Annotated in this window: 28 protein-coding genes; 21 read left to right on the forward strand and 7 right to left on the reverse strand. The window is 41.4% G+C overall.

What is annotated here, in order from left to right; all coding sequences use genetic code 11:
• The 5 genes from AC570I_RS00210 to AC570I_RS00230 all read left to right on the forward strand — a co-directional run.
• Positions 1–953: hypothetical protein (locus tag AC570I_RS00210; protein ID WP_497403234.1), on the forward strand; the 953-nt coding region annotated here is incomplete at its 5' end.
• A 36-nt stretch (positions 954–989) separates the two neighbouring features.
• On the forward strand, positions 990–1,529 hold the full coding sequence (locus AC570I_RS00215; protein ID WP_497403237.1) for a phage tail protein: 540 nt from the start codon (positions 990–992) through the stop codon (positions 1,527–1,529).
• Positions 1,530–1,610: 81 nt separating this feature from the next.
• Positions 1,611–2,297, forward strand: a complete 687-nt coding sequence (locus AC570I_RS00220) for an aspartyl/asparaginyl beta-hydroxylase domain-containing protein (RefSeq protein ID WP_497403239.1) — start codon at positions 1,611–1,613, stop codon at positions 2,295–2,297.
• The gene (locus AC570I_RS00225; RefSeq protein WP_497403243.1) at positions 2,290–3,228 is read left to right on the forward strand and encodes a hypothetical protein; all 939 of its coding nucleotides are present in this window, start codon (positions 2,290–2,292) and stop codon (positions 3,226–3,228) included. Before AC570I_RS00220 ends, AC570I_RS00225 begins: the two co-directional genes overlap by 8 nt.
• A gap of 5 nt (positions 3,229–3,233) precedes the next feature.
• Positions 3,234–3,770: an adenylyl-sulfate kinase gene (locus AC570I_RS00230; RefSeq protein WP_497403246.1), complete on the forward strand. Its 537-nt coding sequence runs from the start codon at positions 3,234–3,236 to the stop codon at positions 3,768–3,770.
• Between the two features lie 65 nt (positions 3,771–3,835).
• On the opposite strand, the gene porV is transcribed toward AC570I_RS00230, so the two are convergent.
• From porV to AC570I_RS00245, 3 genes are all read right to left on the reverse strand, one after another.
• Entirely contained in the window at positions 3,836–4,990 is a 1,155-nt protein-coding gene (porV, locus tag AC570I_RS00235; RefSeq protein WP_497403248.1) for a type IX secretion system outer membrane channel protein PorV, read from the reverse strand.
• A 169-nt stretch (positions 4,991–5,159) separates the two neighbouring features.
• Positions 5,160–6,104 carry a phytanoyl-CoA dioxygenase family protein gene (locus AC570I_RS00240; protein ID WP_497403250.1) on the reverse strand — a complete coding sequence of 315 codons (945 nt, stop codon included), beginning with the start codon at positions 6,102–6,104 and terminating at the stop codon, positions 5,160–5,162.
• Between the two features lie 54 nt (positions 6,105–6,158).
• Positions 6,159–6,863 (reverse strand): class I SAM-dependent methyltransferase, encoded by a 705-nt coding sequence (locus AC570I_RS00245; protein WP_497403252.1) that lies wholly within the window; start codon positions 6,861–6,863, stop codon positions 6,159–6,161.
• Between the two features lie 201 nt (positions 6,864–7,064).
• On the opposite strand from AC570I_RS00245, the gene AC570I_RS00250 reads away from it, so the two are divergent.
• From AC570I_RS00250 to AC570I_RS00275, 6 genes are all read left to right on the forward strand, one after another.
• Positions 7,065–8,735: a phage baseplate assembly protein V gene (locus tag AC570I_RS00250; protein ID WP_497403255.1), complete on the forward strand. Its 1,671-nt coding sequence runs from the start codon at positions 7,065–7,067 to the stop codon at positions 8,733–8,735.
• A 52-nt stretch (positions 8,736–8,787) separates the two neighbouring features.
• Entirely contained in the window at positions 8,788–9,045 is a 258-nt protein-coding gene (locus tag AC570I_RS00255) for a PAAR domain-containing protein (protein ID WP_497403257.1), read from the forward strand.
• A gap of 38 nt (positions 9,046–9,083) precedes the next feature.
• Complete coding sequence (locus AC570I_RS00260) at positions 9,084–9,455, forward strand: DUF4279 domain-containing protein (protein WP_497403260.1); 372 nt, start codon at positions 9,084–9,086, stop codon at positions 9,453–9,455.
• 598 nt (positions 9,456–10,053) lie between these two features.
• A complete protein-coding gene (locus tag AC570I_RS00265) occupies positions 10,054–10,917 on the forward strand; it encodes a helix-turn-helix domain-containing protein (RefSeq protein ID WP_497403262.1) in 864 nt (287 codons plus the stop codon).
• Positions 10,918–11,061: 144 nt separating this feature from the next.
• Positions 11,062–11,598, forward strand: a complete 537-nt coding sequence (locus tag AC570I_RS00270) for a carboxymuconolactone decarboxylase family protein (protein ID WP_497403264.1) — start codon at positions 11,062–11,064, stop codon at positions 11,596–11,598.
• Positions 11,599–11,768: 170 nt separating this feature from the next.
• A complete protein-coding gene (locus tag AC570I_RS00275; protein ID WP_497403266.1) occupies positions 11,769–12,446 on the forward strand; it encodes a DUF421 domain-containing protein in 678 nt (225 codons plus the stop codon).
• Between the two features lie 197 nt (positions 12,447–12,643).
• On the opposite strand, the gene AC570I_RS00280 is transcribed toward AC570I_RS00275, so the two are convergent.
• Complete coding sequence (locus AC570I_RS00280; RefSeq protein ID WP_497403268.1) at positions 12,644–12,799, reverse strand: hypothetical protein; 156 nt, start codon at positions 12,797–12,799, stop codon at positions 12,644–12,646.
• Between the two features lie 7 nt (positions 12,800–12,806).
• Positions 12,807–13,631 (reverse strand): chemotaxis protein CheB, encoded by an 825-nt coding sequence (locus AC570I_RS00285; RefSeq protein WP_497403270.1) that lies wholly within the window; start codon positions 13,629–13,631, stop codon positions 12,807–12,809.
• A gap of 11 nt (positions 13,632–13,642) precedes the next feature.
• Here AC570I_RS00285 and AC570I_RS00290 point away from each other — a divergent pair, with 11 nt between their 5' ends.
• A complete protein-coding gene (locus tag AC570I_RS00290) occupies positions 13,643–14,020 on the forward strand; it encodes a hypothetical protein (protein ID WP_497403272.1) in 378 nt (125 codons plus the stop codon).
• Positions 14,021–14,086: 66 nt separating this feature from the next.
• On the forward strand, positions 14,087–14,278 hold the full coding sequence (locus AC570I_RS00295; RefSeq protein ID WP_497403274.1) for a hypothetical protein: 192 nt from the start codon (positions 14,087–14,089) through the stop codon (positions 14,276–14,278).
• Between the two features lie 269 nt (positions 14,279–14,547).
• Here AC570I_RS00295 and AC570I_RS00300 read toward each other — a convergent pair whose 3' ends face one another.
• Positions 14,548–14,742, reverse strand: coding sequence for a hypothetical protein (locus AC570I_RS00300; RefSeq protein WP_497403276.1), 195 nt, complete (start codon positions 14,740–14,742; stop codon positions 14,548–14,550).
• 315 nt (positions 14,743–15,057) lie between these two features.
• Between AC570I_RS00300 and AC570I_RS00305 the strand changes: the two genes are divergently transcribed.
• A complete protein-coding gene (locus AC570I_RS00305) occupies positions 15,058–15,372 on the forward strand; it encodes an antibiotic biosynthesis monooxygenase (RefSeq protein ID WP_497403278.1) in 315 nt (104 codons plus the stop codon).
• A gap of 128 nt (positions 15,373–15,500) precedes the next feature.
• On the opposite strand, the gene AC570I_RS00310 is transcribed toward AC570I_RS00305, so the two are convergent.
• Complete coding sequence (locus AC570I_RS00310) at positions 15,501–16,244, reverse strand: SDR family oxidoreductase (protein WP_497403280.1); 744 nt, start codon at positions 16,242–16,244, stop codon at positions 15,501–15,503.
• 103 nt (positions 16,245–16,347) lie between these two features.
• Between AC570I_RS00310 and AC570I_RS00315 the strand changes: the two genes are divergently transcribed.
• The 7 genes from AC570I_RS00315 (at position 16,348) to AC570I_RS00345 (ending at position 20,649) form a co-directional block, all read left to right on the forward strand.
• Positions 16,348–16,701: a winged helix-turn-helix transcriptional regulator gene (locus tag AC570I_RS00315; RefSeq protein WP_497403282.1), complete on the forward strand. Its 354-nt coding sequence runs from the start codon at positions 16,348–16,350 to the stop codon at positions 16,699–16,701.
• Between the two features lie 33 nt (positions 16,702–16,734).
• A complete protein-coding gene (locus AC570I_RS00320) occupies positions 16,735–17,310 on the forward strand; it encodes a Crp/Fnr family transcriptional regulator (RefSeq protein ID WP_497403284.1) in 576 nt (191 codons plus the stop codon).
• Positions 17,311–17,386: 76 nt separating this feature from the next.
• Positions 17,387–17,776 carry a RidA family protein gene (locus tag AC570I_RS00325; RefSeq protein ID WP_497403286.1) on the forward strand — a complete coding sequence of 130 codons (390 nt, stop codon included), beginning with the start codon at positions 17,387–17,389 and terminating at the stop codon, positions 17,774–17,776.
• A gap of 173 nt (positions 17,777–17,949) precedes the next feature.
• On the forward strand, positions 17,950–18,180 hold the full coding sequence (locus AC570I_RS00330; RefSeq protein ID WP_497403288.1) for a hypothetical protein: 231 nt from the start codon (positions 17,950–17,952) through the stop codon (positions 18,178–18,180).
• Positions 18,181–18,216: 36 nt separating this feature from the next.
• Positions 18,217–18,501 carry a hypothetical protein gene (locus AC570I_RS00335; protein ID WP_497403290.1) on the forward strand — a complete coding sequence of 95 codons (285 nt, stop codon included), beginning with the start codon at positions 18,217–18,219 and terminating at the stop codon, positions 18,499–18,501.
• Positions 18,502–18,724: 223 nt separating this feature from the next.
• Positions 18,725–19,402 (forward strand): response regulator transcription factor, encoded by a 678-nt coding sequence (locus tag AC570I_RS00340; RefSeq protein WP_497403292.1) that lies wholly within the window; start codon positions 18,725–18,727, stop codon positions 19,400–19,402.
• Positions 19,399–20,649, forward strand: coding sequence for a sensor histidine kinase (locus AC570I_RS00345; protein WP_497403294.1), 1,251 nt, complete (start codon positions 19,399–19,401; stop codon positions 20,647–20,649). Before AC570I_RS00340 ends, AC570I_RS00345 begins: the two co-directional genes overlap by 4 nt.
• Positions 20,650–20,682 lie beyond the last annotated feature (33 nt).

Below are 20,682 nucleotides of genomic sequence, written 5' to 3' on the forward strand. Positions count from 1 at the left end.
CTACTGGTGCAAACGGTTCGACCGGAGCAACGGGTGCTAATGGATCGACAGGTGCTACAGGCGCAGTTGGTGCAAACGGAGCGACTGGTGCCACAGGTGCTCAAGGTATTGCTGGTGTAACAGGCGCTACTGGTGCAAACGGTTCGACCGGAGCAACGGGTGCTAATGGATCGACAGGTGCTACAGGCGCAGTTGGTGCAAACGGTTCGACCGGAGCAACGGGTGCTCAAGGTATTGCTGGTGTAACAGGCGCAGTTGGTGCAAACGGGGCGACTGGGGCTACAGGTGCCCAGGGTATTCAAGGTATTGCTGGTGTAACAGGAGCGACTGGTGCAACTGGAGCGGTCGGTGCTACAGGCGCTCAGGGTATCCAGGGTGTCACAGGAGCCACTGGTGCAAACGGTTCGACCGGAGCAACGGGTGCTACTGGAGCTACTGGTGCAAACGGTTCGACTGGAGCAACTGGAGCGGTCGGTGCTACAGGCGCTCAGGGTATCCAGGGTGTCACAGGTGCAACGGGTTTAGTTGGAGCTACGGGAGCTACAGGTGCTGCAGGAACCGGAGCGGGAATTCTTACAGCCAATACTCTTATCCAGACAGCACTTAATTCTTATCTGCCAGTTTCAGGATATTCAGGCGCAGCGATAAATACAACGAATTTTTATCTCACCGCGATGATGGTTCCAAAAAACGGCTTGTTAAGTAATTTCAGAATTTTTGCTAGTCCAGTTGCTGCGGGAGCAGCTACGACAGTAACAGCCACAATTGTCATAAATGGCGTCAATACCGGATTAACGGTTAACTTAGGTGTTAATGGAACAGTTGGTTCTAACTCAAGCGCTTCGGCAGTTGGTACCTTAGCTGTATCCGCAGGTGATACGATAGGAATTCTAATGCAACAAACAAATACCGGAGTCCAGTATCGGCTCCTTACTTCGATTAATATAAATTAAAAAACAACTTCAAATAATCATCTAAAACAACTAATCATGGATCCTATACTTGGTCAAATAATTATGTTCGCAGGCAACTTTGCTCCACGGGGTTGGGCATTTTGTCAAGGTCAAACGCTTCAGATCAGAACGAACGCTGCTCTATTTTCTATTCTTGGTGTTACATATGGTGGTGATGGGATAAACACTTTTCAGTTACCCAACCTTACTGGTTTAGTTCCTGTTCAACAAGGTGTTGCCGCTACAGGTACCAACTACGTATTAGGTAACAAAGGAGGAGCCGAAACAGTTACTTTAAGTTTAAGTCAAATTCCTTCTCATACTCACTCTTTAGGAGCTAATACAACAGCAGGGGAAGCCGATTCGACAAGCCCTACTGGGGCAGTTTTAGCCGACACTAATGATCCGCTTACAGGGTCAGGGACCAATATCTACTCGTCGAAACCTGCAAACGGCATTATGGCTGCTACAGCGGTTAGCCCAGCTGGGGGAAGTGCTCCACACAACAATATGCAACCTTACATCGCCATGAATTACATTATCGCGATAGAAGGTATTTTTCCTTCACGAAACTAAGATATAGTAAAGGCCATCTTAAAGAGATGGCCTTTTTACTTTAATAGCTGAATTTCCAAACCATATAACCTACTATAATCATTGCCAGATTATCTTCGATTTAATCGTCAATACGATACTGCGCTTCTACAGCAGGAGCTCTCAACAGCCACTGAACACAGCTGGCAATCCCATTTTAATACCAAAGATTATCACGGGAAATGGGAAAGCATTTCATTGCGTTCACAAAGCGGGAAATCAGAGGATATCAAGGCTCATTTTGGAGCTGATCGCTATGTTGATACTCCACTCATGGCTAAATTACCCTACATCAAATCAATCATCGACGGTCTGAAATTTGAAAAAGAGGCTATTCGTCTGATGGCGTTACATCCAGGCGCTGAAATTCTTCCACACCGTGATAACGGATGTAATTATTCAGATGGTAGTTTCAGACTGCATTTACCCATAAAAACGAATCCAGGCGTCCGCTTCACAGTGAATGGAGAAGAACTATTCCTTGACGAGGGATCACTGTGGTATATCGATTTCGATCAGTCTCATAGTGTACTAAATCATGGTACTGAGCTCAGATGCCACCTTGTTATCGATGGTTTAAGGAACAAATGGTCAGATCAGTTTTTTACTGCCGAAGGCTTTGAACTAGCAGAAAAGAAAAAGCAATATGATCCTGAAACCTTGAAACATATAATTGATGAGTTAGCGCTAATAGGAACGCCTGGTTCCCTGGCACTTATTTCCGATCTTCGCAAACAATTAAATGAATGAACTCCGAAACTGGATCCCTTATGCGCTTCAATTCATAGAAGGCGAATGGTTGGTTAATTGGTTGGATCTTGGTGACCACCATATCAATGAGCCTTTCTTTGATGAAACCATTTCAATTTGCAGGTCCGAAATGTTCAACAGGTCAAGATTCAGAAGTACGTCTTCACTGGATTGCATCAGTCTTTGGTCAGAACAGGTCAGTCCCATCAGTCCAACTGCATTTATTTTCCACGTTTCAAGATGTGGCTCTACTCTACTGTCTCAGTCTCTTTCAATCGATAAAGGCAATATTGTATATCCTGAGGCCCCGATTATTGATCAGTTGCTTTGTGCGCGGCAAAAAGACATGTCGCTAAGCGATGAACAAATCAATCTTGCCTTAAAGCAGCTGATTTCCATTCTGGGCAATAAACGCAGAGATAATCAGCAGAATTTGTACTTCAAACTCGATAGCTGGCACATTCATTTCTACGATCGGTTGCGGGCGTTATATCCGGGGACGCCGTTCTTCTTTATTTTAAGAGATCCTAAACCCGTTATTGCCTCTCATCATCAGCGGCGTGGCATACATATGGTTCCGAAAATGATTTCTGAGCGGCTACTGGAAGTGGAAATAACGGAAAGCCATTATCAGGATTTCAATTATTTCAGTGCCTGTGTGTTGGCGAACTTCTATAAAAAATTAAAGCATGTACGTGCTTTGAATCACCCAAAAAATTATTTCTTTAACTTCAAAGGGGACGCAATGGAGATGGTCGAATCGTTCTTACTAGCTACAAATGCTTCGCCACTAGTTTCCATTGAAATGAAGAGGAGGTTTAAAACGCACAGCAAACATCCCGATCAGCCTTTCGCCGGAGATGCTGTATTCAATGCCGGCTATTACCCGATAGCTGAAGAAGCCTATCAGGAATTGCTTAATACGCTGTAGCCGATATGGGATTAATTATACAAATAACCGGTATGTCAGGCGCTGGTAAAACTACGCTGGCCAATGCCCTGGTTCAGCAGGTGCCTTATTTGAAGATAAAAGTGATTGATGGCGATGAGTATAGAAAAACGCTATGCGCTGATCTTGCTTTCTCCCGCGCCGACCGGATCGAAAACATCAGAAGGCTCGGTGAGTTGGCCATTTCTTTAATACCAGATTTTGATGTGATCATTATTGCAGCTATAAATCCATATCACGAAGGCAGGCAAATGTTGTTCGGTAAATTCGGGAATGCTTTTCTGGTGTACCTAAAGTGTGAAATAGAAGTATTGATCAAACGCGATACTAAAGGTCTTTACAACAGGTCATTTTTGCCGGAAGGACATCCAGATAAAGTGAACAACCTGACGGGGATAAACGACATTTTTGAGGTGCCACACAATGCTGCGCTGGAAATCAATACATCAAATTTATCGTTTGAGGACGCCCTTTCTATTTTGCGGGGATTTACACTAAAATTAATTGACGCAGTTAACCGATAAAGATGTGAAATTTTTGAACATGGCCTAACTAAAATTTTGAAATCTGTTTAAGGCTGATCAGTTTTCTAATAGCGTTTTTTTCCAAAATTAGCACTTAGTGTAAACCTAACGGTATTGTTTAACGGATTATTCCGGTCGGTAGCTATAAGATAAGAAAAATCAAGCATCAGATTTTGATAACGGTACCCCGCTCCCAAAGTAGCATACCTGCGATTTCCTTTATAAGGGTTTTCATAGAAATAACCCCCGCGAAGTGCAAATTTCTCGTCATATTTGTATTCGGCCCCTGCAGCATAACTTATCTCCTTAAATTCTTCTGAAGCTCCCCCGGGAGCATCGCCGAAAGAACCGAAGATCCCCGAAACGATAGACTGACTGTTGTCGTCTCTTCCTGCAACAATAACCTTGTTTGCATCTTGCAAAGGGGGCGTAGGAACCAGAAGTTTGTTCAGGTCAAGTGTAAGCGTAAATTTGCTTTGTTCGTCTATTTTGAATTCGTCTGCAACGCCGATTTTCAAATTGGTTGGGAGGAAATAATTAATGCCATTATCATAGTAATTCATTTTTGTTCCAATATCCGAAAGGTTTGTTCCAAAGGAGAATCGGCCCTCTTTACCAAATTGCTGTATGGGGTGACTGTAATACAAAGATACTCCGGCAGCAAAGGCGCTGGCTGAATGGCCGGCCGCACCAGCTATTGAGGCGCTGCTTCCAATAATATTTGAGTAGATATATTTCGCGGTAACGCCCATTGAAAAATTTGTTCCAAGCTTTCTGGCTACTGAAAAATCAACAGAGAATTCATTCGGCTGATAGGCGCCCAGATAAACTTCGTTCCCGTCATAAGCGGTAACACGACCCTGATTGAAATAGTTAAATGATGCTCCAATAGCCGTTCGGTCATTGATTCGCCTGGCATAGTTAAGGTACGCCATATTAACATCAGGTGCAATATTTCTTAACCAAGGTGTGTAAGAAAGGGAAGCATGGTTTTCCTCGTCTAAAAAGGCCATTTTAGAGGGGTTCCAATAAGTATCAAAGGTACTCGGAGATAAAGCGACACCTGCATCACCCATTCCACCTGATCTGGCATCTGGGGTGATATTTAAAAAAGGTACAGATGTTAAAATTGGGTTACTGTTTTTGCCGTTAACAACAGTCTGAGCAATGGCAAATTGGCCTAAAAGCAAGCCGAATATCGAAAATCCAATAAGTTTCATTAGCGTTAATGGGATGGTTGAGCGTTAAAAGTTTATCATGTTTTATGTGAGGTAAATTTACTAAAAATACTATAATTAATTATAAATTTTAAGGTTTATTTCGATATATGCTACTTTTAAGTATTTCTCCTGATACGAATACGTATGTGATATTCCGATCGTTTTTAGATTAAAAAAGGGTGAAACTGACGTATTGAACAAAGCGTGGCAAAGTTGAATAATTTGGACTAGCTGCATGTGGCAAAGATTCAAGCCAGACAATGAGATCTCCCTTCTTACCAGCGAGCGGTTTTTCCAGCCCCTTACCCCGTAAAGCCTTCATGGCCATTTCTACATCTGCGTATTGCTTTAAAAAGTCACCTATTTGGTGATGAAAGCCCGGAACTATGGTGAAGGCTCCACGGTTTGCGGGTACATCGTTGAGATATACCAGTCCTTGAATACGATATTCTGGACCTGTAGCAAAATCGAAATCCCAGTGTAGCGGACTTCCTTTAAATTTAAAGTGTTCGGTAACCGGTGGGTTATAACTTACTTTTTCACAATTGGGCAGGAGGCTCCCTCTTTTGTACAAATCTGAAAAAGCCGCCTTCACTTTATCATTATTTCTGATCTGTTCTATAGCTTTGCCTTGATAGAGCTGCAGCATTAGGCCTTGCAGCTTTTCATGAGGTTCATACCAGGTACTTTGGTCATGAAGATTAATTCCCAGAGTAGTTGAAATCAAACTTACTACCGCATCGCAGTCATTGTCAGGTATCATGCCTTCTATTTGAAGATAGCCATGTTGTTCCCAAAATAGGTGCTGATCAGCGGATAGTAAACCATTTTGATTTTCAAAATCGATCTGACTAGACAAAAATTCACCAAACTTTTTTTGTGCTTTTTGAAAAATTGCCTCACCTTTTTTATCGATGATCCATCTTTTGAAGTCGGCGGAATTTCGGCATTCCTGATACAGGTATTCATAGGTTTCGAAAAGTCCGAGCTCTAAAAGGCTCAGAAAGATTTGTCCATGCTCTGCGAAATTTGCATCATGTTGTTTAATAGGGCCCCCGGGTGAATGATGAAGCTGATAAGTTTCAAGGAATGAATCAAAAGAGAACGTTTGCATTAGCCCTAATTTAAAATGTTACACAAAATTATAAAAGTGTACGTGCTTGTTATTTCAAATCTCTATGTCGACAATATAGCCTCCCGCAGTCATAGGAAAAAGGTTTTCTGCAGTATTGATGGTTTTTTCCGCAACTTTTACCAACTGGCGCTTCAAACCCCGCGCATTCATTATCATTTCCGTGTATTTCACATGATATGGAATGATATGCCAACTTGTAAAGCCAGCAGACCTGCATAGGGTGTTTAACGTTTTAAATGAATAAATTTGATAGTGGTCAATATGGCATGATTCGCGCTTGAATAGCGACAAAAGCATGTTAGACAGAGAGGTAGAATTGGGGGTTGAGCAGATCAGGCGTTTTCCTTGAAAATCGCGTTTCATATTCCTGAAAAACCTGAGGGTATCAGGAAGATGTTCGATCAATTCTCCTGCCACTACCAAGTCAAAATGATATTTCTTCAACTCCAATTTTTCCAAATCATATACATCTCCTCTCACAATTTTGACCTGCTCTCCGAAACTCAGTCCTTCTGCCGGAAGCAAACTGGAATTGTCGACCCCGATGTGAGAAGCGGAAACATCCGAAATTCTTTTGAACAAATAGTTTACTGATTCTTCTTTGACTAACGCGGTTTCGTCAAAACATCCTAAGTCTAATATATTTTTATCCTTGCAAGCGTTTACAATGTAGTTCACCCGGTTAACTGCTCCGGGAATTTTTAATCTTTCTGTGGGCGTATAATTTAGATTGATCATAATAACGTCGAGTTCTATAACATTAGATTGCTAAATATACACAATATCATAAAACTGTGGACAGGCTTTTAGTGAGTGCTTTAGTTTCAATGGCGTTTTGATGTGTTTTCGCTGCCAAAACTACTATGAGGGTTTCACGAAAATGCTTAACTTTTACGCGATAAACCAATAGATCGTCTTAATTTTTGATCACAATATAAAATGGCTGTTAAACCTTCATCTGAAATTTCCCCGCTCACCTTTTCCGTGGTGTTAAAAATTAACGGATCTGTGCTACAAGATCAGTATACTCCGCTGGCTATAGAAGTTGGTCATGCATTCAACAGCATTTCTTATGCGGAAATTTCATTCTCTGACGCTGCGCTGGATACTCAAAACCCGGCATTTGGCGACAATGATATTTTTCTTCCGGGAAACGATATCGAAATCCTGGCGGGTTACGGGGAGAACGATATCACTCCGGTGTTCATGGGAGTAATCGTAAAACAGGGGATTGAGGTATCGGCTGAAATTGCCAGTACGTTCAGGCTGAGCTGCAAGCAAAGGGCGGTACGGATGAGCTTAAGTTCCAGGAATACGGAATTTGCGGGATTGGCTGACAGTAGCATCGTTTCGAAGGTGATTGAAAAAAATGGCCTGAAAGCAAGTGTTACGGAAACCGCTTTTAAGCTGGAAACTTTGCATCAGCGTGGGATGACAGACTGGGCTTTTATATGCTCAAGTGCGTCAGCGTTAGGTTTTCTGGTATCCTGTGAAAGAGGTGATGAAGTAAGGGTTGCGCCCCCTGATCTGGCGGGAGAGCCTGTATTGCGGCTGGTGATGGGTGAATCGATTTTTAGCTTTACCGCTGAGCTGGATGCCGGACTGCAGGATCCTGGAATAAAGGCCGCGGCATGGGACATCGGGGCGCTGGCCACTGTCAATGAAATTGCTGAAGAACCCGGGCTTAATCTCAGCCTTTTTGCAATGAAAGGGAAGGTGAGTTTTCAGGGGAGTAGTCTGGTGAGTCTGGGGAAACTGATTGAACTTTATGGTGTTGGCAAACATTATAATGGCCAGGCTTTTGTGTCTTCGGTTACTCATTCCATCAGCGGTGGGAATTGGGTGACTAGTGTGGGATTTGGATTAGATATTTCTGATTTTGTTCACGGGAGGCATGTTAATGTTGAGTCTGCCGCGGAACCTAAAGGTATCAATGGACTGCAGCTTGCTACGGTAATGAAGCTGCATGAAGATCCCAGTTCATTATACCGGATTCAGCTAAGGCTGAACTCGGGCGTCGAAGTACAGCAAGGGACCTGGGCGAGGGTATCGAACTTTTATGCCACGGCGAGTGCAGGTGCCCGGTTTCTTCCTGAGGTGGGTGATGAGGTGGTGGTCGGATTTTTTGATGGTGATCCTGCTCATCCTGTTGTGCTGGGATCCCTGTACAGTCCCTCTAAAAAACCATATGCTGAGGCTGATGACGTCAACAATTCGGTAAAGTCGATCGTTACCCGGGCGCAGCTGGAAATTTCATTTGACGATAAGGAAAAGGTCATTACGATCCGTACCCCAGGAGGTAATTCGCTCAGGCTTGATGATGGGAATAAAAAAACGGAAATCAGGGATCAGCATGGTAATGTGATTTCAACCGGGACGGAGGGTATTGCGATATTGAGCGTGAAAGACCTACACTTATCGGCTAAGGGCAGCATTAAGATAGATGCTGGTGTGAATGTGATGCTGAATGCTGATGCAGATGTTGATATCGATGCGTTAAATATTCGTCAGCAGGCGGCCATGGGTTTGCGGGCCTCAGGAAATGCGAGCGCGGAATTGAGTTCTTCGGGACAGATGGTATTGAAAGGCGCTTTAATTAATATTAACTGATCATATGATGGGAAAGCCTGCAGCTAGAATAACTGATTTGCATATATGTTCGATGATAACGCCGGGGGACGTCCCTGTTCCACATGTAGGCGGTCCGATAATTGGACCCGGCACGCCTGGAGTATTGATTGGTGGACTCCCTGCCGCAGTCGTGGGGGATGCTGCGGTTTGCGTCGGGCCACCGGATACGCTGGTTCAGGGATCTGCAACAGTATTAATTTGCGGAAAACCAGCGGTGAGGATGGGCGACAGCACTGCTCACGGTGGGACAGTAGCATTGGGTTTCCCTACAGTGTTGATTGGCGGTTAGTCGTTATGTTTTAATAAACGGGAAGCCGGAAACTTTTGTTGTCTTGTTTTAGCAAGATACTTGCGAAAAAGCATAAAGTAAATCTACAATTTTGTATTTGGGGGTTTGAAGATATCAGTCATGAAAAGTTTACCGAATTGGTTGGTGTAAATCCTGTGAAGCTATGTCATAAAGGATTGCCCGTAAATCCAAAATTACAAAACGGTAAAATGGCATTCGAGAATGGCTGGCTAATCTCCAGCCCAAATACCCAGGATGATAGATTGTTCATTGTTCTCATTTACCTAACCTCACGGAGACTGTTTCGGCTACTTTCTTTCTTGACTATTCTTATCATGCATATAGCATTAATTGCGATTGCAAGGAACATTAAATCCGAATGGTCCATATTGCAATTAAGTACGTTGTAATTTCCAAGAACACCTGGGTATGTTGTCGGTGTAAATGGTATGCGTATCGTGCACGGGACACCATTGTCGTTAACAGGAAGACACATTTTAGATGCATCAAATGAAGGTCCACTGAAGTTGTAGCTGCCATCGAACAATTGTGATGTATATGCTATGCCGGTAGCTGTACGTCTGCACCCGGTTTGCGAATAGGCAGTTATCGAGACGAGTAATAGAGAAATCGAAAATAGAAGTAGTTTCATCGCGTTTGGTTTCGAGAATCAACGGAGTATTTTCTATCTCAGATCTTGTTCATTTTGTTCAATGAACACAATAACAATTATAACAGGCAGTTTAGCATAGCTATGCTGCTCTTACGTTATTTTAAAGCCTTACCAGCTTGTAATCGCTGTAGACTTGAAGTTGCTTTATTATTGCAATAAACCTCGAAAAACCGTGATTCTTCATTCAATTACCCATCCGGCATCTTCGGAGGCCAGGAAAACTGTAAGTTTTGTGATATTCAATGGTAAACCGATGCAGCCCATAAATCCAGTTTAACAACAGGTGAAATAATAAAATACTCTGGTTATATTTACATAAACGTCTGCACTAATCCATGAAGTTTGATTACATAGATCCTATCACTGCTGGAGAACTACACCTGATAACCCATGAAGCTAAATTCGACAGGCTATACTTTCAGCGGGATCGCCAAAACAAATTTTTAACAATTGCCTGGAATAACGGGCCCGAACAAACTGTTACCATCGATGGTATTAGTTATGCATTCCCATCTCAAACTGTATTGCCATTAATGGTTAATCAGACTTTTACATTTGATAAGCCCGGACAAATTACTGCCTGGCAGTATAACAGGAACTTTTATTGTATAGTAGATCATGATAAAGAAGTAAGCTGCGTTGGCTTTTTATTTTACGGTTCTGTTGAAACGATGTTTATTAAACTGGATGAGCAGCAACAAAAAAAATTAAACATGCTGTTGCCCGTATTTATTGATGAGTTTGAAGATACTGATGCAATACAGCGGGATATGTTACAAATGCTGCTTAAGCGGCTTATTATTATTATAACCCGCCTGGCAAAAAAGCAATATCTAAAGGAGCATACATTAACCGATGACAAACTTGATGTTTTGCGTAAATATAATCTCATGGTGGAGAATAATTACCGCAAACAACACACGGTACAATTTTATGCCGACCAGTTAAATAAATCACCCAAAACACTCGCTAACTACTTTGCTTTATACAATCATAAGTCGCCTTTGGCTGTAATACAGGAAAGAATTATACTGGAAGCAAAAAGATTGCTAATGTATACGGATAAGTCAGCAAAGGAGATCAGCTACGAATTGGGCTATGATGACGCGGCTTATTTTAGTAATCTTTTCAAAAAGCATACCGGCTATGCACCGTCTGATTTTCGAAATGCCAAATTCACCCATCTACCTGGACAATAAGCCCCCTGCGCCCGGACCCCAACATTTAAATATTTGCCAAAGGCAAATATTACATCACAACGGGAAGTATCTCTATTCGCCGGGCATGTTCATACCCGCACCTTTGTATAGTACAATTTCAAACAATTAATACATATACAAATCATGAAAAATTTCCCAATTCCAACCAGAGAACAAGTATCATCAGCTAATCAGGGTATATTCGATAATTTACAAGGCATGGTAGGTTTGGTACCTAATTTATTTGCAATATTCGCTCATTCTGAAAATGCACTAAGTGATTACCTGACACTACAAAACAGAAAGTCGTCTATTCGATCGAAAGAGCGTGAAGTTATCAATTTAGTGGTTAGCCAGGTAAATGCCTGCGCATACTGTCTCAGTGCTCATACTCAATTCGCGAAAATGAATGGTTTTACTGATGAGCAGATCCTGGACATCCGCAAAGCTATTATAGGGTTTGATCCTAAATTAGATGCTTTAGCCAAATTCGTAAAGGCTACAACTGAAAATCGTGGTCATGTAGCTGCTGAAGTTTTAGAAAACTTTTTTGCAGCTGGTTATACTGAAGAAAGCCTGATTGATGTAACTATCGTGATCGGTGACAAAATTATCACTAACTATTTACACGCTTTGACAGATATCCCTGTTGACTGGCCATTAGCCCCTGCTTTGAACTAACCAACTCCATGGCGGTGGATCATAACTGCCGCCAATTTTAAAATATCGCTCATAAAATGGAAGTAGCGCCCGCCAAAACGGAAAATGGTACGATAACAGGATCAAAAACAAACGATTGCATTTATTGTTGGTTGATTAGCAAAGCTTTTTAAAACCTTAGCCCCTGATATATGGATTGGAGTAGTATTTTTTTGAACGGTCTTGATGGGGCTATGGCGCTGGAAATTGGATTACGTACCGTTATTATGTTCACCATGATATTGGTTTTTCTCAGGTCGACAGGAAAGAAGGGGGTAAGGCAGCTTAGTATATTTGAAATTGCGATTATTATTGCCTTGGGATCTGCTGCCGGGGACCCAATGTTGAGCGGCGAAGCAGCTATTTTACCATCTTTGATCGTTTTTCTTGTCATCTTGTTGACATACCGTTTGATCACGTACTTCGCAGTTAAAAATCAGAAAGTAGAAAACATCCTTGAGGGTGTTCCTCAATATATTATTGAAGATGGAATGTTTACAATGGCAGAGGACGGAGATGCGAATTTTGCACGGGATGAATTTTTCTCTGAAATGCGTGTGCAAAGTGTAGAACACATTGGCCAGATCAGGACAGCAGTGCTGGAAACCAATGGGCAGGTGAGTTTTTTATATTATGAAAAAGATGAAGTAAAGCCTGGTCTGCCGGTTTTTCCAAAGGCTTTTGCAAAAAAGTCTAAACACATTGCGGTTCCAGGTTTATACGCCTGTACAAACTGTGCCAACGTTATGTTCCTTGATACTGCGAATCAATGCCCCAGATGTAAACAGGATGAGTGGGTGGATGCTATGTCTTCACATAGAATATCTTAACCCTAAAATTCTAAACTATTCGCCGGCCACATAGACGATTTCCTGCAATTTGCGCGTGCTGCAGCGCTTTATGATTTGAATCTTTCCGGTGTGAAACCAAAGCACAACCCCCTGTACGCTTCTATACTTAGTTAGCGATATTGGGGAACAAACCATGAGTAGACTCATGTAGGCAATGCCTTAAAATGATAGCTTATTTATTCACGATTTAAAATTGCCCTTATCCTGTCGATATGTACCTGCGATCCGTCTGCTCTTTCTTGTGCAGACTTTGCATGAGCCCCTTTTTGTTCTCTGGCTATTGTGGTTAGCAGGTTTTTGCGTTCTTCAAACATGCGCAAGGCAATCCACATGGTTTCCTCAAGTTTTAGGTTTTGCTCTTCCAGCAGCGCAGCAGCAGAATAAGCATGTCCGGTAAAACACCGGGCGAAGTGTGCCTTCCTCATCAATTTTCCATAGAACCCCTCCGCATCCCGGACAATTAAAAGGAGAAATATCGCCCAATGCGTTTACTGCAGGAATGTCGCTCAATACCCGCCTGGCAATCTTTGCCTCAACAATAAGCTCTTTTGGAACCGTCGCACTGTTTGGATTTTCTCTTTTTACCAGGGTTAACAATAGCGACGGGATTTCCTCAAGTCTGACGCAGTATTCAACATCAATCTGATTGAGTACATTAAGCGGCATATCCGGGTATTCAGCCTCTTCGGGGTCCTGCACAATGCAAAGCCCGCCACATCTGTGTATTGCAGTCATCCCCGCCGTGCCATCATCTAAATAACCGGTTAGCAATACGCCAATCACCCGGTTAGTAAATACTACTGCAGCCGATCTGAACAGCGCATCAATGGCCGGCCTGAACTCGTTTTCCTGAGCACCTTTCGAGATGAGTATATTCCTGTTATCACTGATCATCAGGTGATGGTCGGAAGGTGCAATGTATACGTAACCAGCCTTTAATTGATCTCCATTTATCGCAACCTGACAGGGAAGCTTACAGGATTTGGCGAGGACATTGGCCATAATACTGGCTGCGGTATCGGCTGAAACATGCTGGACAATTAAGATAGGAGCCTCGAAGTTATCAGGAAGTCCCCCTAAAATTATCTTGAGTGCGTTCAGCCCACCTACTGAAGTACCTATTACCACCACTCGTTTCCCTGTATAAAGCACTTCTTCTATCATATCTGGTTATTTTGTCTCTATTGTTTTTCAAGTGGAAGTATAAAATAAAAACTTACACCCTGATCGCCATTGCTTTTGTTCCGGATATGCTCATTATCGGCCTGACCGAAAACGATTTTAATGGCCTGGAACTGGCGAGGTTGCTCCGCGATCAGATTGAATTCATTGTGTTTTTCGGTGATGAAAAACGCTTTGCATTGATGGTTTTTGAGGCCGGTGGCGATTTATTTGTCTACCAGGTTACCAATAATCAGGCTTTTTGCAAGGGGATAACAAACCTGATCACGAAGTGGTCGCCACATCTAACGATTTCCAACTGCACGGTAGAAGATAATTCGATATTAAAAATTCCGCTCATCGCCCAACCTCCGCATGCCCTTACCCGATGAGCCGGCCCTCAATCAATTACTAAGTCAAATCAAAATAGTCATCGCTAATTAAATCATCACAAAATCATGAGAACAGGTCAAATTTTATCGTACAACAAACCAGCCAGGGTAGGTTTGATCAGGGACAGCAACAATCAACATATCTTTTTCTACGGCAATGAGTTTGAAAACACTTTCCGCCGGGGAGCGTTGGTGACATTTGAGATTATTTTAACTAAACAATCGCTGGTGGCTATCAATCTTGCAGCTTTGAAATGATTATCCGATCAGGTTTTTTTAACCTAACCCATTTAGGAGAATCTAAGTATATACTAATTGATTCTATTGAAAAATCGTACTATGCGCTTGCTTAAACTCTATTCGAACTAGGATTTTTTTAAAGTAAAAGCATCAGTAGAATAATGCTGAATTTTGACCTCAGTAGGTCTGATACGGGTTTCCCTTTACAGTTAGGGACGTTTAACGATATATATATATGTATTAGTAAAATAAATTGATGTATACCTGGTGTTTTTTAGCTTTTGATCTTACAATTTTAATACAACATCAATGGCATTAATGGCCGGATCGATACCCTGCTGAAATGGCTCAAATGTGCTCAGCCAAAATTCAAGCTTAAGGAACTTGCCGGATCGCAAAAAATGACTGAAAAAGCGAAAGAAAAACTCTTGCTGACTTCTCTCTCTATCAGTGACATGGCTTACGAATTTGGCTTCGAACATCCGGAGTAATTTAGCAAATTGTTTAAGGCAAAGACCAATCAATCGCATCAAAAATTTAGAGCGTCTTTCCAATAATATCCTCGTTTTTCGCTGGTAATTTATAGGAGGCAAGATGGTCTTAAAATAGGGATATTTATTTGTTACTTTTTTCAAGTAACTATGAGGTTATCTAGTGACCCGAAAGTTACTGTTACTTTTGGATACTTTGTTAAAAAAGTAAATAGAGATTGCCTAATTTTGGGGGGAAATTAAAAGAATATTTATCCCCGGAAAGATTAAGCATTATTAGCGCTAACCGTATTTATAACAGAAAAAATGGAACAATTCACTTTAATGATTAAGTTCACCGCCACAAAAGAAAATCACCTTCAATTTAAAGAAGAACTACTTAAATTATTTGCGATTATAGAAGGAGAAGAAAACTTTGTAAGTTCTATTCTGCATCAAAATTTACAGAAAGAAGAAGAGTATTTGGTGTATGAAGTATGGAACGATAATATTGAACACTTTATGAATGTGCAAATGAAAAAACCGTTTGTACTGGAGTGGGAGCGGTTACTTTTTGATATGAATATCCAACGCGATCCTGCAGTTTATCTTCCTGTTAGTAAATTTGGCGCTGCCAAATAGTTCAGGTATTGCGTATAGCCTTTAAGCTGCATTGAAAGCCAGTAATTTGATAAAAGTTACTGGCTTTTTTTGTTAACAAAAAAGGAACGACAAATGCCGTTCCTTTTAATTATTTATTGTTCAACGCATTATTTAGTGGCATAGTTGAGGTAGCCACCATCTACTACAAGCTCTGTTCCATTGATAAAACTGGCAGCATCTGAGGCGAGAAATAAAACTGTTTTTGCAATTTCAGAAGGTTCGCCCAATCTATTTAAGGCGGTAACACTGGCAGCATATTGTTTAGCATCATCCGAAAGCACACTGGATAGTCCTGGAGTGGCTGTCGATCCAGGACTTACTACATTTACACGGATTTTTCTTGCCACCAATTCATTAGCTGCAACCTGAGCAATTTTATTTAATGCACCTTTGGTAGCTGAGTATACACTGGTACCCGCATTGGCAGACGTAGCTGCAGTAGAGGAAGTAAAGATTACCGAAGCCCCATCAACCAGGTGAGGAATTAGTTTTTGCAGGGTAAAGAAATGCCCTTTCACATTCGTGTTGAATTGCGAATCGAAATCGTCTTCAGTCATTTGCTCAATTCCTTTAAATGTTCCTATTCCTGCATTCAGGAATAATACATCGATCTTTTGGCCGCTTTCAACGATAACATTTTCTAAAACAGCGATTTCATTCAGTTTGGAAGTGTCTGAAACCACTGTCTTTAAGTTTGAGCTATTGATTTCTGCAGCTGCTTTTTTAAGGTTTGCCTCATTTCGTCCGGTAATCCATACGGTAGCTTCTGCGTCGATAAAGGCTACAGCTGTAGCTAGTCCAATTCCGGTCGTGCCACCGGTAATTACCACATTTTTATTTTTAAAATTCATGATCTTTTCATTTATGATTCGACGACAAATTTATACTGATTAGATTTATTTTAGTTACTTTGTAACGGAAAGTAATAGTAACTTTCGGGTAACCAGGTAACTGATGTTAGTAGAAAATAAAAAAGAAGTTGATCACAACAAGAAAATTATGGCCGTTCATGATGCTATGGACATTCTTAGCGGAAAGTGGAAAATTTCTATATTAACCTCCATTTGTTATTATAACAAGCGCAGGTTTTCTGATGTTCTGAATGATGTGAAGGGAATATCAAATAAAATGCTCAGTAAGGAGTTAAAAGAATTGGAAATAAATAAATTGGTGAGCAGAACGGTGTTGAGTACACAGCCTATAACCGTACAATATGAACTTACGGAGTATGGCCTTTCTTTAAAAACAATTATCAATAATCTATCAGATTGGGGCTTGGCGCATCGAAAAGTAATCACTGGAAGATAAGTTTTTCCTGAATCTACACCTGGCATAAATTGAATGATGGATGCATCTGAACTGCAATTAAGAAAGCATATAGAAAAAGTGGTATTGCTTTCCGACGACGAATTTATGGCCATCAAAGGTCATTTTAAAGTGCAATATTTCCCAAAAAACCAGCACATTATTCAGGAAGGTAAAGCGGTTCAAGATTTATACTTTATCCTATCTGGATTGGTAAAATTAGTGTTTACGGATCGGGATGCCAATGCTCACATTGTTTCATTTGCCATGGAAGATTGGTGGGAAACAGATTTTGAAGCCTACTATGCTGAAAGGACTGCTACACTCTCGTTAGAGTGCATTGAAAACACTGTAGTTTATGGTGTTTCGTTAAAAAGTTTCCACGAGCTTTGTAAGCAATCGGGCAAAATGCAATATTTCTTTTTGCAAAAATCAATAGGTGGCCATATAGGCTCCCAGCGACGGATATTATCTTTTCTCACTTCAAATGCAAAAGAACGTTTCGAACAATTGCAGCGTAATAGTCCATCGTTAATTCAAAGGGTACCCAAAGGGATGTTGGCATCTTACATGGGCGTTTCAAGGGAAACTTTGAGTAGATTTTCACGTTAAAATCATTTTGTGATATTTGTCACAGGTTGCCCTGATTCATTATTTCGAGTTTTGTATGAAATAATAATAATCAGATATGGTAAAGCAAATTATAAACCCATGGAAATGGCAGGATGCCCGAAGTTATGTTCAGGCTGTAGAAGCGAAACAGGTTACGGGTACACTTTATGTTTCCGGACAAACCGCTATCGATGAAAACGGTGTTTCCAGCGATGCTGATATGAGAAGGCAGTTAACATTAGCTATCCGGAATGTAGAAAAAATAGTAGCTCAGGCGGATTATGAATTGAGAAATATTGTTCGTCTGAATATTTATACTACCGATTCTGCTGCACTTTTCCCCAATTTTGATGTGTTTCAGGATTGGATAGCAAAACATAATATAAAACAAGCCAGCACGGTACTTGAAGTGACCAGTTTGTTTGAAACTTTACAAGTTGAACTCGAAGTGACTGTTGTGAAATAGTTAAGGTGTACACAAATTCAATTATGATGCTCATTAGTCATTTTTTGGATCCACATAGGGATCAACACGGAAAGTTCAAAAACTGGATAGCTTTACAAAAAGCAGTATAGGTAATGTGTAGTAAAAAGTGAGTATGTAGTGTTTTTTTTTACATTTGTTTAACTACTCGACTCATGAACGAAAGAAGATCGCTGCCACCACAAGACCCGCTTAAAACTTTGGAAACGGTACCGAGCATGTACCTGGTAATCTCTCCATCGCTCATGATTCTTACCGCTAGTGATCTTTTCCTGGACGCAACGAAAACCTCAAGGGAATCTATTGTTGGTAAGCACATATTCGAAGCGTTTCCGGATAATCCTGACCTTCCTGATGCAGACGGGGTCAGAAACATCAATGCCTAATTGCAGGAAGTTTTGCGAACCAAAAAGCCGCACACAATGAACATTCAACGCTATGATGTACCTGATGTTTCCCGTCCGGGCAAATTTATCACCCGTTATTGGGAGCCCAGCCACAATCCGGTGCTGGACGAGCACGGAGAGATACAGTATATCATCCAGCATGCGCACAATGTTACTGATAAAATTGCCAGGATAGCGGAGCTTTCAGAGAGCAGAAGACTGGAGTTTAAAGCCCTGGAAAAAATTGAACATCTGAGTATGGAACTTGATGTACTCCGAATCTCCGAACTGGCTTTGGAGCAAAGCGAAAAGCCTGATTAGCAATGTGGATAAATATTCGCCCAATGGAACGCAGATCACAGTTGAATGCATTTTACTGCGTAAAATTTCTGTCCTGGTAATTTCCATAGTTCTATATTGCAATATTACGATTGTAAATATGGCCAACTAAATCATCTATTGTTATTTTACGATCCAGAAGCCATGAAACCGGATAGCTTTACAAAAATAATTATTACCTATTTTTGAATGTACAATTGCATCAATGAAAATATTAGTTATCGAAGATGAGCCTGCATTGGCAGAAAGTATTTTGTCTTATTTTAAGGGGGAGGGGAATGTTTGCGAACATGCGGCCGACTTCAATTCAGCAACCGGGAAAATAGAACTTTATACTTATGATTGCATTCTGTTAGATCTTGGGTTACCAGGAGGTGATGGACTTCAACTGCTGTCAAGAATAAAGGAAATGAATAAAAAAGACGGTGTGCTGATAATTTCCGCACGGCACTCTCTTAACGACAGGCTATCGGGGCTTGATATGGGAGCAGATGATTATTTGGTCAAGCCATTCCATCTTTCGGAACTTAAATCCAGGGTGAGCGCTATCGTACGTCGTAAAAACTTTGATGGAGGTAACATCATCATTTTCAATGAAGTGAAAATTGATGTGGCAGCTATGAAAGTTATAATTAATGAAAAGCCTATCGTACTAACAAGGAAGGAATTTGATCTGCTGGTTTACTTTCTATCCAATAAAAATAAAGTAGTGACAAAAAATGCCATGGTAGAGCACTTGTGGGGAGATCAAATCGATTTGTCGGATGACTTTGATTTTATCTATACCCATGTTAAAAACCTGAAAAAAAAGTTTGCAGAGGCTGGTGCGCGTGATTATTTGCGCTCTGTATATGGAATTGGGTATAAATTCTCTGACACATGAAGCTATCAGCGCATTACAACAGGGTAAATATCATCACCTCTATGATCATATTGGTGATTACCGGGGTTATCTATTATTTTTTTATACACCTCATCCTCACCAATAAACTCGATAGGGATCTTGCGGTGGAAGAAAATGAGATTCGTCAGTATACGAATACCTTCCATGAACTTCCCCTGCCTGCGACTTACCTCGATCAGCAGGTATCTTACCATCCTTCGACAGTGGATAGTCCTGCGATCAGGGATTTTAGCTATACCACCTACTACAACCCTAAGGAGAAAGAAGAGGAGCCGGGAAGGATGTTGCTGACCACGGTCAATCTTAAAGGGAAAACCATATTAGTCACCATCATCAAGTCCAGAGTAGAGTCAGAAAATTTGGTTCGGGTAATCCTGATGATTACACTGGCGGTTACCATTGTGCTATTAGGAACGCTTTTTTTGATCAACAGGTTTTTCCTCAAAAGGCTTTGGCAACCTTTTTACAATATCCTTAAAAGAATGAAGAATTTCGAGGTGACCAGGATGGAGCTTGTTGGTCCGGAACCCAGCCGCATTGACGAGTTTGAGGAGCTTAATCAATCTGCCAATGCTATGGCTGCGCGGGTAAGGCAGGATTACAAAGAGCTGAAAAGCTTTACCGATAATGCCTCACATGAAATGATGACGCCGTTGGCAGTGATCAATTCAAAGCTTGATTCATTGCTTCAGACGGATGACTTTACCGCTGAGCAGGGTACGCTTCTGGAGGATATCTACCACGCGACCGGACGGCTTTCCAGACTTCACCAGTCTTTACTTTTACTGGCTAGAATAGAGAATAACCTGATTTCTGACGTTCAACAAGTTCATCTGAAAGAGCTGATCTCGCAGAAGATAAGGCAGTTTCAGGAATTTTTCGAACGCGATGGACTAACTGTAGAAATCAGAATGGAGGAAAAAACGACCGTTATGAGCAGGTATCTTGCCGATATACTATTGAACAATTTGTTCAGCAATGCCGTTAGGCACAATATCAAGGGTGGAAGTATCGCCGTGAAACTTTCTGCATCCCGGCTCGTGATCGCCAACACTGGAAAGGCGCTTGACAATAAAACGAGGCTGTTCGACCGTTTCTCCAAATCATCTGAATCGGAAGGAATGGGATTAGGCCTGGCCATTACCAGGCAGGTATGCAACCTCTATGGTTATCAGATTGATTATAGGGAGGATGCTGGATGGCATTATTTTTCGATCATTTTTTAGTACCAAGCCCGAACTACAGAATTTCTACATATA

The sequence above is a fragment of the Pedobacter sp. A2324 genome (genome assembly GCF_059693705.1).